General features: G+C 59.1%; 10 protein-coding genes and 3 tRNA genes. 7 read left to right on the top strand and 6 right to left on the bottom strand.

Annotated features, from left to right (window positions below; all coding sequences use genetic code 11):
* Nucleotides 1-51: 51 nt before the first annotated feature.
* A complete protein-coding gene (locus J3353_RS03790) occupies nt 52-1,761 on the top strand; it encodes a recombinase family protein (RefSeq protein WP_242700842.1) in 1,710 nt (569 codons plus the stop codon).
* 56 nt (nt 1,762-1,817) lie between these two features.
* Here the strand turns inward: J3353_RS03790 and J3353_RS03785 are convergent.
* The 5 genes from J3353_RS03785 to J3353_RS03765 all read right to left on the bottom strand — a co-directional run bounded on the left by J3353_RS03785 (nt 1,818) and on the right by J3353_RS03765 (nt 3,518).
* Nucleotides 1,818-1,904: transfer RNA gene (locus tag J3353_RS03785), tRNA-Leu, on the bottom strand.
* A 201-nt stretch (nt 1,905-2,105) separates the two neighbouring features.
* Nucleotides 2,106-2,179, bottom strand: a tRNA-His gene (locus tag J3353_RS03780).
* A 9-nt stretch (nt 2,180-2,188) separates the two neighbouring features.
* Nucleotides 2,189-2,262: transfer RNA gene (locus tag J3353_RS03775), tRNA-Arg, on the bottom strand.
* A gap of 143 nt (nt 2,263-2,405) precedes the next feature.
* Nucleotides 2,406-2,942 (bottom strand): phosphatase PAP2 family protein, encoded by a 537-nt coding sequence (locus J3353_RS03770; RefSeq protein WP_207684212.1) that lies wholly within the window; start codon nt 2,940-2,942, stop codon nt 2,406-2,408.
* Nucleotides 2,943-2,954: 12 nt separating this feature from the next.
* The gene (locus J3353_RS03765) at nt 2,955-3,518 is read right to left on the bottom strand and encodes a DUF1643 domain-containing protein (protein ID WP_005935043.1); all 564 of its coding nucleotides are present in this window, start codon (nt 3,516-3,518) and stop codon (nt 2,955-2,957) included.
* Between the two features lie 190 nt (nt 3,519-3,708).
* On the opposite strand from J3353_RS03765, the gene J3353_RS03760 reads away from it, so the two are divergent.
* From J3353_RS03760 to J3353_RS03750, 3 genes are read left to right on the top strand one after another with little or no spacing between them, the layout of a single operon-like run.
* Nucleotides 3,709-5,634 (top strand): BMP family ABC transporter substrate-binding protein, encoded by a 1,926-nt coding sequence (locus J3353_RS03760; RefSeq protein ID WP_242700841.1) that lies wholly within the window; start codon nt 3,709-3,711, stop codon nt 5,632-5,634.
* A 29-nt stretch (nt 5,635-5,663) separates the two neighbouring features.
* Nucleotides 5,664-6,326, top strand: a complete 663-nt coding sequence (locus tag J3353_RS03755) for a metallophosphoesterase (RefSeq protein WP_207684211.1) — start codon at nt 5,664-5,666, stop codon at nt 6,324-6,326.
* 17 nt (nt 6,327-6,343) lie between these two features.
* Nucleotides 6,344-7,840, top strand: a complete 1,497-nt coding sequence (locus tag J3353_RS03750) for a carboxypeptidase M32 (RefSeq protein WP_207684210.1) — start codon at nt 6,344-6,346, stop codon at nt 7,838-7,840.
* Between the two features lie 193 nt (nt 7,841-8,033).
* On the opposite strand, the gene hisS is transcribed toward J3353_RS03750, so the two are convergent.
* Nucleotides 8,034-9,275: a histidine--tRNA ligase gene (gene hisS / locus J3353_RS03745; protein ID WP_097773364.1), complete on the bottom strand. Its 1,242-nt coding sequence runs from the start codon at nt 9,273-9,275 to the stop codon at nt 8,034-8,036.
* Between the two features lie 259 nt (nt 9,276-9,534).
* On the opposite strand from hisS, the gene J3353_RS03740 reads away from it, so the two are divergent.
* From J3353_RS03740 to J3353_RS03730, 3 genes are all read left to right on the top strand, one after another.
* On the top strand, nt 9,535-10,755 hold the full coding sequence (locus J3353_RS03740) for an MFS transporter (protein ID WP_207684209.1): 1,221 nt from the start codon (nt 9,535-9,537) through the stop codon (nt 10,753-10,755).
* A gap of 276 nt (nt 10,756-11,031) precedes the next feature.
* Nucleotides 11,032-11,733: an iron-sulfur cluster assembly scaffold protein gene (locus J3353_RS03735; RefSeq protein WP_035394767.1), complete on the top strand. Its 702-nt coding sequence runs from the start codon at nt 11,032-11,034 to the stop codon at nt 11,731-11,733.
* Between the two features lie 17 nt (nt 11,734-11,750).
* Entirely contained in the window at nt 11,751-12,749 is a 999-nt protein-coding gene (locus J3353_RS03730) for a GGGtGRT protein (protein WP_097801401.1), read from the top strand.
* Nucleotides 12,750-12,850 lie beyond the last annotated feature (101 nt).

Below are 12,850 nucleotides of genomic sequence, written 5' to 3'. Positions count from 1 at the left end.
ATAGGTGTACAAGTGAATTTGCTATTCGACTGTCCCAAGAAAGGAGCGAGTATGAAACAGTCGAGTAACAAGAAATCCCGTGAAGCAACCGCTTTTCTCTATGAGCGTCTTTCCCGTGATGATAATTTGGAGGGCGAGAGTTACAGCATCGGCAACCAAAAGAAGCTGCTCACCAAAGTTGCAAAGGAAAAAGGCTATACCAATCTGGTTCACTTTCTGGATGATGGCATTTCCGGCGTGACCATGAACCGTCCCGGTTTCGTTGAAATGATGCAGCAGCTCGAACAAGGGAAAGCCTCCGCTGTGTTCGTCAAAGACCTTTCCCGTTTGGGCCGAAACTATATTGAGGTCGGACGGCTGACAGAAGAATTTTTCCCAGACCATGACATCCGACTTGTTGCCGTTTCGGACAACATCGACACGGCCGAGGGAGAAAACGAACTGGCACCCATCCGAAACCTGTTCAATGAGTGGTATGCCCGCGACATCAGCAAGAAACGCCGTATCAGTAATAAAATCAAAGGCAACTCCGGCGAACCGATGGGACTTCCTCCCTATGGGTATATCAAGGACCCGAACAATCCCAAGCATTGGGTCATTGATGAAGAAGCTGCACAAGTTGTCCGGCGCATTTTTGATATGACGTTGGAGGGCTTTGGCACGGAACAGATTGCCACCCAGTTTGAAAAGGAAGGCATCCTGACGCCGCAGGCCTACTGGATTCAGAAAGGCATCGGCCGTCCCGGAAAGACCAAGACGCGCCCCGTCACCAAGTGGAATGGCTCCACGATTACCCATCTTCTGTACCAGCAGGAGTATTGTGGTGATGTTCTGAACTTCAAAACCTACTCCAAGTCCTACAAGAATAAGAAGCGGATTCATAACGACCCGGAAAATTGGGTAGTGTTCCAAAATGTTCACGAGCCAATTATTGAGCGAGCCGTGTTTGAACAGGTACAGCAGAAACGCGGAAAAATGCGCAAACGCCGTACCAGCAACGGAGAACACAATATGTTCTCTGGCTTGCTCGTCTGCGCAGACTGCGGCTGCAATCTGCATTTCCACTTCAATCAGGGCAACCCGGAAATCAAGTATTTCAACTGTTCCAACTACAAGGGCAACCGTGGCACCTGCCAATCCACCCACTACATCAGGGTAGACTTTCTGGAAGAAGTGGTGCTGGGCGAGATTCGGCGGCTGACCAAGTTTGCCAGCCTCTATGAGGACGACTTTTTGAAGGCTGTTATCGGGCACTCCCAGCAGGCAGACGAAGCCGACCGCAAGCTGAAAGAGAAAGAGTTGAAAGCACTCCTTGCCCGTGATGAAGAACTGGACGGCCTCTTTGAGCGCATCTATGAGGACAATGTTTCCGGCAAGATCTCTGATGAACGCTTTTCCAGAATGTCCCGGAGATATGAGGACGAGCAAAAGGAGCTGACCGAGGAAATCAAACAGCTCCGCTCCGAAATCGAAAAGCAGAGCAGCCGTACTATGACAACGGATATGTTCATCAGTCTGGTTCGCAAGTACACCAGAGCAAAAAAGCTGACACCCCGGATGCTGAATGAACTGGTGGAAAAAATCGAAGTGTTCAATGCAGAAAAGGTCAATGGTGTATGGGAGCAGCGGCTCCGCATTCACTACAACTGTGTGGGCACCATCGAGATTCCAAGCGCACTTCCTTTGCCGACACCCGATGTATCGGTGAATACAAGAAAAGGCGTAGTTGTGAACTACGCCCCCTGTGATGTCGCTATTTAGCAAATAAAAAATGACGAATGTTCTTTGACAGCTAAATGCTGTAAGAACATTCGTCATGGTGCGGATAAGAGGACTTGAACCTCCACCGAGTTGCCCCGATTAGAACCTGAATCTAACGCGTCTGCCAATTCCGCCATATCCGCATATTCTGTTTTGTTCGTGGGCCGTTCGGCTCGGAACGTTAGTTATTATACCATGGAATCTGGAATTGTCAAGCACAATTTCGAAAAAAGTTGTACTTTTCGGCAGAAAGCGGAAAAGCAACGGAAATACGTGTTAAAATGGGCCGGAAAAGCAAAAAATCAGACCGGAAACCTTTCGGCTTCCGGTCTGATTCCTAGCAGGGTGCCTTGTGGGACTCGAACCCACGGTCTCCAGATCCACAATCTGGCGCGTTAACCGACTACGCTAAAGGCACCACATAATATGCGCCCGAAGGGACTCGAACCCCCGGCCCACTGCTTAGAAGGCAGTTGCTCTATCCACCTGAGCTACGGGCGCACGTTGTTATCCCATGGGGTACTTATCTGGCGGCAGTGTGCGTTCGGCACACGCTGCGAGAAGTATAATACCATACGCATAGGCTTCTGTCAAGCGGAATTTCAAATTTTTTTGGATTTTCCGGCGCAGGGGGAATTTTGGGGTCACAGCAGGTACATTCCGGCGGCCCCAAGGGCAAAGCCGAGCAGAGCACCGGCGGCCACATCCCGGACAAAGTGCGCCCCGGCAAGCACCCGCAGGGCGCAGATGAGCAGGGCCACCACCACCATGCAGGCCCCGGCGGCGGGGTAGAAGTAGCACCACACAGCGGCCAGCACGGCGGCGCTCAGGGCGTGGCGGGAGGGGAAGGACTTGCCGTGGGTCTCCTTGGGCACCAGCGGCGTGAAGCCGGGCTGCTCATACGGGCGGGGAAAGTTCAGCCTGGCCCGCAGGAGCGTGCCGCCCAGAAAGACGAAGGCCGGCACAAAGACTGCCCGGGCGATGAGCTGCATAAAATCCAGAGCGGCGGCGCGGTTTGCGGAGAGCAGCCGGAACCACCGCACATTCAGCAGCACCAGCAGCAAAGGGTAGCAGGCAAAGGGCACGGCAGGCAGCCAGCGGTTCAGGGCGATCACCAGCTTTTTCAGGGCGGGGCGGGCCTCCAGCCAGCGCAGCAGGGCCTGGTAGCGTTCCGGGGTCATGGTATCCCTCCCTCAAAAACAGGTGTCCAGATAGTTTTCAACATCAAACGGCTCGGGTGTGGAATCTTTGCGCAGGTAGAGCGGGTGATGGGGGTGGCCCTTTTTGCTCCGCTTGCCAAAGGTGACCCACGGGATGTCCCGCTCTCTTGTCAGGGCCACCATCTCCCGCATCAGGCCGGGCAGGTAGTCCCGTTTTTCGATCAGGGTGCCCCATGCGGCCCACATGGTGGGCTCGGTCTCGGCCAGAACGGCCCGCAGCCAGCGCAGGTTCTCGTCGCAGAGGGCGCGGTCCGGCACCCGGTCCATGTCGTTGGGGTCGGTGGCGCGCTGGGGATATACGTTGAACATGATCCAGCTGTCAAAGCCGTTGGCGTTGGCCAGCCGCTCCACACTCTTTAAGGTGGGGTCCAGCGCGCCGGGCTGGGCGGTGCTGGGGTTGATGCCGATGCACACCAGCGGGTGCCTGCCCACCCGGCCCAGCACATAGCGGTAGGGCAGGTAGGTGTGGGGCTCGTAGTACCAGATGCCGCCGGGGTATTCCCCCGCTTCCAGGCGGGGCAGCTGTTCAGTCTGCATGAAAATGTACCTCACAAATATGGTTTCCTATTTATCGTACCTGAAAAATTTCTGTAAATCAACACCTTTGCCGGAGAAAGTCTCCCATAAATCCGAATTTCATGTTATACTGTCCTTAGACCTGTGCCGCATACCCGGCGGCACGGGCCGGGAAAGGAAAACAGGAGCCATTGAAGAAGGGAGTTCTGCTATGGCCATGCTAGAAGATTATAGAAGCGCCCTGCGCGCGGGCCAGCGTGCCTACCGTGCCTGTGTGGCGCGCGGCCAGTCGCCGTACCTTGCGGTGCTGGATGATATCCTGAACGGGGTGAACATCGTCGCCCAGGAACCGCTGGGGCTGGTGGATATCCCCGCCGAGAGCATTGTGGGCACCAAGACCAGCGGGCGGCACACGGCCTTTGCGGCCAACTTTATGCCCCTGCTGGAAGAGGACACCGAGTTTGCCATCAAGTGGTCGAATCTCTGCGAGGCCCATCTGGAGGAGGGCATCCACACCCCCATCATTGCCTACGAATACCTGAACAAGTTCTATGTGCAGGAGGGCAACAAGCGGGTGTCTGTCCTCAAATACTACGAGGCGGTCACCATTCCGGGCACGGTCACCCGGCTTGTTCCGGCCCGGAACGACACGCTGGAAAACAAGATCTACTACGAGTTTCTTGATTTTTATAAGCTGAGCAAGATCAACAATGTCCGGTTCTCCCGGCTGGGCGGCTATGCAAAGCTGCAGACGCTGGTCTGCAAGGCCGCCAGCGAGGTATGGTCGGATGACGACCGGCTGAACTTCTCGGCCCTGTATACCATGTTCAGCCAGCAGTTCTATGCGCTGGGCGGCTCCGCCCTGGGGCTGACCCCGGGCGACGCGCTGCTGGTGTACCTCTCGGTCTACCGGTATTCGGATGCCTGCCAGTCCACCCCCAGCCAGGTGCGGGAAAACCTGGCCAAGCTGTGGGATGAGATCAAGATCCTGACGGAGCCCCACGCCGTGGAGCTTTCGTTGGAGCCAAAGCCCGGCAGTGAGCCACTGCTGAACAAGCTGAACATCTTCAGCAAGCCCAGCCAGCTCAAGGTGGTGTTCCTGCACGAGTACGATGCCAAGAACAGCGCCTGGGTGCGGGGCCACGAAAAGGGGATCGAGGCCCTGAAAAAGGCATTCCCGGACCGGCTCGTCATCACCAACCGGGAAAATGTCTCCCCCGAGGTGGACGCGGAGCAGATCATGGAAGAAGTAGCCCACGACAACGCGGACGTGGTGTTCACCACCAGTATCCGGATGCGGCCCGCCTGCCTCAAGGTAGCGGCCCAGCACCCCAAAACCCGGTTCCTGAACTGCTGCCTGAACGCGCCCCATCCGCTGGTGCGCACCTATTACCCCCGCACCTATGAGGCCAACTACCTGCTGGGAATGCTGGCGGGTATCCTGAATCTGACCGACCGGGTGGGCTATGTGGCGGCCAACCCCGTTTACGGTGTGCCTGCGGCCGTCAACGCCTTTGCCCGGGGCCTGCGCACCGTGCGGCCCAACAGCCATATCCTGCTGCGCTGGGCCTGCCTGCAGGAGCCGGGGAAACCGCTGGATTTCTCCGACTGCCCGGATATCGAGCTGTTCTACGCCTGCAGCCCCTTTGAGCCCACCGGCAGCGCCAGGGAATACGGCCTGTGCCGCCGGATGCCGGATGGCAGCATCCAGCCGGTGGCACTGCCGGTCTGGAAGTGGGAAGTGTTCTATATCGGCATCATCCGCTCCATCTTCGAGGGCACCTGGGACAGCGGTTCCAGCGGCAAGGCCATCAACTACTGGTGGGGCTTCCGCAGTGACGCGGAGCGTCTGGATTACTACGAGACCCTGCCCAAGGGCACGCAGCAGCTGCTCGATCTGCTGGAAAAGAACCTTGCGGCCAACGAGTTCCCCATCTTCCCGGCGGGCATCTTTGCGCAGGGGCATATCCCCAAGGCACCCACCGCAGACACCTACACCCCCAAGGAACTGATGGAGATGGACTGGCTGGGCGAGTGCGTGGAGGGCAGCCTGCCCCGGTACGATCAGCTGGATGTCAGAACGCTGGGCCTGCTGGAGATCAACGGCCTGAGCAGCCTGAAAGAGACGACGCTGTAAAAAGCTCAACAGAACGGAGTGTTGCGGACGTGAAGATACTTGCAATTTCCGATACCCCCTCCAAGGCACTGTGGGACTATTGCACCCGGGAACGCCTGGCTGGGGTCGATCTGATCCTCTCCTGCGGGGATCTGCCCAAAAAATACCTCGAATATATAACAAATTTTACAGCGGCCCCCATTTTGTATGTCCATGGCAACCACGATGGCTCCTACCGCACAGAGGGCGAGCCGGGCGGCTGCATCTGTGTGGACGATCAGGTGTATGTCTGGAAAGGGCTGCGCATCATGGGGCTGGGCGGCAGCATCCGCTACAACAGTGAGGAGACCTTCCAGTATACGGAGCGGGAAATGCGCCGCCGGATGCGGCGGCTCTGGTTCAAGGCCCACCGGGCGGGCGGCATCGACCTGCTGCTGACCCATTCCCCGGCGGCCGGCCTGAACGATGGCAATGACCGGGCCCATAAGGGCTTTGCCTGCTTCAACGACCTGCTGGAGGAGTACCAGCCCAAGTGGTTCGTGCACGGGCATGTCCACCTGAGCTATAATGCCAATCTGCCCCGGGTGTGCACCCACGGCCAGACCACGGTCATCAATGCAACGGAGCGCTATACGTTTGAGATCCCAGACCCGGACCCGGTGGCCCGGAAGCGCTTTTTCTGGAATGACCCGGCATTTCCCACCAAAAACTGAAAAAGGAGAAACACCCAATGGAACAAAATGAGAAGCTGCGGGCGCTGGAGACCCTGCAGAAGAAGCTGTACGCCTACAACTGCGCCTCCAACAGCCTGTATCTGGACGCTGTGACCGTGGCCCCCAAGAACACGGCCGAGGGCCGGGGTGTGGCTCTGAGCATTCTGGCCGGTGAACTGCAGAAGCTGATGACCGCCCCCGAGACCCTTGCACTGGTGGAGGAGCTCTATGCCCGGCGGGAGACGCTGGACACCCTCCACCGCCGCGAGGTGGAGGAGCTGCGCCGCAGCTGCCGGCAGCTCACCCGCATCCCCGCCGAGGAGTATATGGCATACAGCGAGCTGACCAACCGCGCCAGTGATGTCTGGCACAAGGCCAAGGAAGAAAACGACTTTGCCTCCTTCTGCCCCATCCTGCAGGAGCTGGTGGAGTATAACCGGAAGTTCGCGGGCTATTATGATGCGGAAAAAGCGCCCTACGATGCCCTGCTGAACGAGTATGAGCGGGGCGTGGACACCCAACAGCTGGACGTGTTCTTTGACACCCTGCGCAAGGGTCTGGTGCCCCTCATCCGGGCCATCGGCGAGAAGCCCCAGATCGATGACAGCTTCCTGCATCTGGAATATCCGGTCGAGCAGCAGAAGGCGTTTGCGGACTATCTCATGGAGGTCATGGGCCTTGACCGCGGCCACTGCGGCCTGGGAGAAACCGAACACCCCTTTACGCTGGAGTTCAACAACAAGGATGTCCGCATCACCACCAACTACGACCTGCACAATGTGGCCTCCTCGATGTACTCCGTTCTCCACGAGGGCGGCCATGCCCTGTATGAGCTGGGCATCCGGGATGACCTGCAGTACACCTGCCTGACCGGCGGTGTGTCCATGGGCGTGCACGAGAGCCAGTCCCGCTTCTACGAGAACCTCATCGGCCGTTCCCGCGCCTTTATCGGGGCCATCTATCCCAAGGTGCAGGAATTCTTCCCCGCACAGCTGGGACATGTGACTGCGGAGCAGTTCTACCGCGCCGTGAACAAGGTGGAGCCCAGCCTCATCCGCACCGAGTCCGATGAGCTGACCTACTGCCTGCACGTCATGGTTCGGTACGAGATCGAGAAGCAGCTCATTGCGGGCACCCTGACGGCAAAGGAGGTCCCTGCCGCGTGGGCAGAGCTGTACAAGGAGTATCTGGGCGTGGAGGTTCCCAATGACCGCGAGGGCTGTCTGCAGGACAGCCACTGGTCGGGCGGCTCCTTCGGCTACTTCCCGTCTTACGCTCTGGGCAATGCCTACGGTGCCCAGATGTTCCACAATATGGAGCAGGAATTCGATGTGTACGGCGGTGTGGCCCACGGGGATCTCTCCGCCGTCACCGGCTGGCTGCGGGAAAAGGTGCACCAGTACGGCCACCTGCTGGAGCCTGCCGAGGTCGTCAGAAATGCCTGCGGCACCTTTGATGCGCACTACTATCTGGATTATTTGACCAAAAAGTATACGGAACTGTACAACCTGTAATTGACCCGCACAAAACAAAGCCCTCCCGGCCAATCGACCGAGAGGGCTTTGTTGTATATGCTGTTGCAAAGGGCGGCGGGAAGCTTTCCCGCGCAAGTGAAACGGGCCATTCCATCGCCCGCCCTATTGCCTGCGGCAACAGGGTCCCACCCCAGCGGACACTTGCTTTGGGAAACTTCCCGCCGCCCGCCCATTACTGCTGTGCGAAGATCTTTACTTCATCCTTGTCCATAAAGGCGGCACCGGCGAAACCAGAAGCCTCCAGCTGGCCCAGCTGCTTGCCCAGCTTCTTGGCCTGAGGCAGAACGGTGACATTGTAGGTGTCGCGCAGCTGTGCGGCCTTGGCCAGCACGGCGGGGAAGTCCACATCGCTGTTGTAGAGCAGGGCAATCTTCTGCTTGGCACCGGGGATCTGGTAACCCTGCTCCAGCAGGATGCCGCAGACGCGCTCGAAGCCGATGGAGAAGCCCACGGCGGGCACCTTGGTGCCCAGGAACTTGCCGATCATGTTGTCGTAGCGGCCGCCGCCAGCCACTGCACCGCTGAACTGCGGGCAGGTGATCTCAAACACCATGCCGGTGTAGTAGCCCTGGCCGCGCACCAGGCTGGGGCAGTAGGCCACATCGAAGCGGCCGTTAGCCATGGCCTTTGCGGTGGCCAGCACATACTTCAGGTCATCGGCAATGGCGGGGTCGGCACAGCGGGAAGCTACGGACTCCAGTGTCACATCACCGGCGGCAATGAAATCGGCCAGCGCGTTGATGGCAGCTTCGGGCAGCTGCTTCTCGGTCAGCTCGGCCTTCACGCCCTCGGCACCGATCTTATCCATCTTGTCAAAGGTGATGCAGACAGAGTCCAGCGTGTCGGCGGCAAAGCCCATGCTCTCCAGCATTCCGCGCAGGATGCGGCGGTCATTGATGTTCACGGTGAAGCCGGTAAAGCCGATGCCCAGCAGGGCACGGGCGGTCACATCGATCAGCTCCACCTCGGCATTGGGGCTCTCGTCGCCCAGAATGTCGATGTCGCACTGGACAAACTCGCGCAGGCGGCCCTTCTGGGGGCGCTCGGCGCGGAACACGCGGTCGGTCTGGATGACCTTGAAGGGGTGGGGGAGCTTGTCCTTGTTGGCAGCGTAGAAACGGCTCAGGGGCAGGGTCAGATCATAGCGCAGGCCCATGTCGGAGAGCTGCTTGGGGTCGCCGGATCCCAGGGCGCTGGTCAGCTTGTCTCCACGCTTCATCACCTTGAAGATCAGGTTCAGGTTGTCGCCGCCATCGGATTTGTCCAGGTTCTCCATATCCTCCAGCATGGGGGTGGAGATGCGCTCAAAGCCGGAAGCACGGTAGGTCTCCAGGATCTTGCCCTGGATGTAGTCGCGCAGGGTCTGCTCAGCGGGCAGCAGGTCGCGCATACCCTTCAATGCCTGTGATTTCATAGTTGGTTCCTCTTTCTCAGCATCCTCACCCTCTCAGTCTCGCATTCGCTCGACAGCTCTCCCAAAGGGAGAGCCAAGGGCAATCCCAGATGAGGCCTTTCAAAGAACCGCCAGAGCCTCCCCCTTTGGGGGAGGTGGCAGTGCGTCAGCACTGACGGAGAGGGTGAAGTTATTTTAATTTGAACATCTTTAATTATAAAGAATCATGCCGTTTTGTCAATGAAAAAGGGCACACTGACAGAACGAGGTGATAAAACAGATGAAGCAGTTTACAGCGCGCCACCCCTGGGCGATCCTGGCGGCGGGGGCGGCCATTCAGATCCTGACGGGCCTGCCTGCGGCGTGGGGCGTGTTCCAGCAGCCGGTGATGGACGAGTTCAGCCTGACCGAGGACGGTGCGGGCTATGCGTTCGGCATCCTGATCGCAGCGTTCGGGGTGGGATGCGTCATCGGTGGTTTTTTGCAGGATAAAAAAGGCCCGCGCTGCGCGGCGCTGTGGGGCACCGGCCTGCTCTGCGGCGGGTTCTTTGCGGCGGCCCTCCTGCCCGGGGAGAAGGGGGTATGGTTTTGGGCAGTGTTCAGCATTCCGGCGGGGTTGGGCACGGCGTTTCTCTACCCGTCCATCCAGTCCTGCGCCCAGAAATGGTACGCCGGGCGCAAGGGCCTTGCCACGGGGGTCATTGGCGGCGCGGTGGGCCTGAGCGGTGCGTTCCTGACCGGATTCGTCCGCACGGCACTGAAGGGCTTTGGCCCGGTGCAGGGGATCCGGGGGGCGTTCTGGGCGCTGGGGGCACTCACACTGCCAATCTGCCTGGTGGGCAGTGCCCTGCTCACCGACCCGCCTCCGGCAAAGCAGAAACCCGAGGAGCAGGGCAGGGGAAAGGGCACCCCGGCCCTCGACCTTGCCCCGCTGCAGATGCTCAGAACAAAGCAGTACTGGCTCTGTGCCGGAGCGGTCTGCTTTTCCACCCCGGCGGTGCTGCTGTTCAGCCCCATCATCTTAAAGCTGGGCATGGAGCGGGGCCTGGACGAGGGCGCTGCCCTGTGGAGTGTGGTGCTGGGCAGCGTGGGCAGCGCGGCGGGCCGCTTGCTGATGCCCCTGCTCAGCGACCGGATCGGCCGCCGCCCCACTGACCTGATCCTGTTCGGCGTGTCGCTGGGGCTTTCAGCGGCCTTCCTGTTCGCGCAGGGGTGGCTCGTTGTGGCTGTGTACGCAGGGCTCACCTTCTGTTATTCGGCGCTGGCGGCGGTGCTGCCTTCCCTCTCCACCGACCTGTTCGGCCTGCCCCACGCCGGGGTGAACTACGGCTTTCTGGCGCTGGGGCAGAGCGTGGGCAGCCTTGCCTTCCCCTTTGCGGCGAACCTCTGGGGTCTTGCCACCGGGCGGCACTGGCTGGCCATGGCAGGCGCGGCGGCGGGCTTTGTGTGCATCTGGGCGCTCCGGCCTGTCAGGGCCCAACAGCCGCCCAGAAAAAACTGAACCGGACAGCGCAAGATATTCCTTTTGACAAATATGATAGAAATGTGACGAACTGGGCGGCGAAAGCGGTGAAAGTGCTAGTTAGCAGCAAATAACTGCAAAAAATGCTTGTGAAAAAATCCGCAAAACGTCTTGCAAATTCCGCCAAGGTTCTCTATAATAAAATCATGCGTGGTAGTACCGGTGTGGCGCGGAAGAGAGCGGCGCAGCCGGTCAATGCAAACGGCAGGACACCCCCTGCCAATGGCATCAATTTGTCAAAAGGAGAGTATGATTATGACCTATTCGCAGCAAGTACAGAATATGTGCCCGATCACCAAAGGTCCTAAGCATGGTCCGGCTCCCATCCCCGAAGAGGGCGCATGGGTCAAGGCCTATGAGATCAAGGACATCAGCGGCTACACCCATGGTGTGGGCTGGTGTGCACCCCAGCAGGGCACCTGCAAGCTGTCTCTGAACATCAAGAACGGTGTCATCGAGGAGGCTCTGGTGGAGACCATCGGCTGCTCCGGCATGACCCATTCCGCTGCTATGGCTGGCGAGATCCTGCCCGGCAAGACCATTCTGGAAGCTCTGAACACCGACCTGGTGTGCGATGCCATCAACGTGGCAATGCGCGAGCTGTTCCTGCAGATCGTCTACGGCCGCAGCCAGACCGCTTTCTCTGAGGACGGTCTGCCCATCGGCGCAGGTCTGGATGACCTGGGCAAGGGCCTGCGCTCCATGACCGGCACCATCTTCTCCACCAAGGCCAAGGGTGTCCGTTACCTGGAGCTGACCGAGGGCTACATCAACAAGCTGGCTCTGGATGCCAACGATGAGGTCATCGGCTATCAGTTCGTCAAGCTGGGCAAGATGATGGAGGATATCCGTCACGGCAAGACCCCCAACGAGGCTTACGAGAAGAACGTGGGTACTTACGGCCGCTTCAGCAAGGAGCAGGGCGCTGTCAAGTACATTGACCCGCGTGAGGAATAAGAGAGGAGGAACAACTCATGGCAACTTTTGAATCTATGGATCGCCGTATGCCGAAAATCGAGGCATGCCTGAAGGCCAACGGCCTGGAGTCTCTGGACGCTTGCAACGAGATGCTCCTCGCTAAGGGCATCGACTGCGACAAGATCGTGCGCGGCGTGCAGCCCATCTGCTTTGATAACGCTGTCTGGGCATACACCCTGGGCACCGCCATCGCCGTCAAGCGCGGCCTGACCGACGCTGCCGAGTGCGCTGCTGCCATCGGCGAAGGTCTGGAAGCATTCACCATCCCCGGCTCTGTTGCTGAGCAGCGTCAGGTCGGTCTGGGCCACGGCAACCTGGGCGCTCGTCTGCTGAGCGAGGACACCACCTGCTTCGCTTTCCTGGCAGGCCACGAGTCCTTTGCTGCTGCTGAGGGTGCCATTGGCATTGCCCGCACTGCAAACAAGGTCCGCAAGACCCCCCTGCGTGTTATCCTGAACGGCCTGGGCAAGGATGCAGCTTACATCATTTCCCGTATCAACGGCTTCACCTATGTGCAGACCGAGTACGATATCCCCTCCCAGACCCTGACCGTCGTCAAGGAGATCCCCTTCTCCGAGGGTGAGCGCGCTGCTGTCAAGTGCTACGGCGCAAACGACGTTATGGAAGGCGTTGCCATTATGAAGAAGGAGGACGTTCAGTGCTCCATCACCGGCAACTCCACCAACCCCGTCCGCTTCCAGCACCTGGTTGCAGGTACCTATAAGAAGTGGGCCATCGAGAACGGCAAGAAGTACTTCTCCGTCGCTTCCGGCGGCGGCACGGGCCGTACCCTGCACCCCGATAACGTGGCTGCAGGCCCCGCAAGCTATGGCCTGACCGACTCTCTGGGCCGCGTCCATGGTGATGCTCAGTTCGCAGGTTCCTCCTCCGTGCCCGCACACGTTGAGATGATGGGCCTGATCGGCATGGGCAACAACCCCATGGTCGGCGCTACCGTTGCCTGCGCTGTTGCTGCTGCACAGGCCAACGCCTGATCTTTTCCTAGTTCGGCAAAGGGGGCTGCCTTCCGAATGGGCAGCCCCCTTTTTATGCTGAGATATGTTCGCGCAGGCTAACTGCCTGCAACATTGGTTCA

Source organism: Faecalibacterium sp. Marseille-Q4137, assembly GCF_017377535.1.
Taxonomy (GTDB): Bacteria; Bacillota; Clostridia; order Oscillospirales; family Ruminococcaceae; genus Faecalibacterium; species Faecalibacterium duncaniae.
The sequence above is the reverse complement of the archived record's forward strand: the minus strand, read 5'-3'. Positions and strand labels throughout refer to the sequence as shown.

Excerpts from the sequence above, each read along its gene's own strand:
- J3353_RS03765 (WP_005935043.1), bottom strand. The coding sequence starts at position 3,518 with ATGCAGACTGAACAGCTGCCCCGCCTGGAAGCGGGGGAATACCCCGGC.
- J3353_RS03730 (WP_097801401.1), top strand. The coding sequence starts at position 11,751 with ATGGCAACTTTTGAATCTATGGATCGCCGTATGCCGAAAATCGAGGCA.
- hisS (WP_097773364.1), bottom strand. The coding sequence starts at position 9,275 with ATGAAATCACAGGCATTGAAGGGTATGCGCGACCTGCTGCCCGCTGAG.
- J3353_RS03750 (WP_207684210.1), top strand. The coding sequence starts at position 6,344 with ATGGAACAAAATGAGAAGCTGCGGGCGCTGGAGACCCTGCAGAAGAAG.
- J3353_RS03760 (WP_242700841.1), top strand. The coding sequence starts at position 3,709 with ATGGCCATGCTAGAAGATTATAGAAGCGCCCTGCGCGCGGGCCAGCGT.
- J3353_RS03790 (WP_242700842.1), top strand. The coding sequence starts at position 52 with ATGAAACAGTCGAGTAACAAGAAATCCCGTGAAGCAACCGCTTTTCTC.
- J3353_RS03740 (WP_207684209.1), top strand. The coding sequence starts at position 9,535 with ATGAAGCAGTTTACAGCGCGCCACCCCTGGGCGATCCTGGCGGCGGGG.
- J3353_RS03770 (WP_207684212.1), bottom strand. The coding sequence starts at position 2,942 with ATGACCCCGGAACGCTACCAGGCCCTGCTGCGCTGGCTGGAGGCCCGC.
- J3353_RS03735 (WP_035394767.1), top strand. The coding sequence starts at position 11,032 with ATGACCTATTCGCAGCAAGTACAGAATATGTGCCCGATCACCAAAGGT.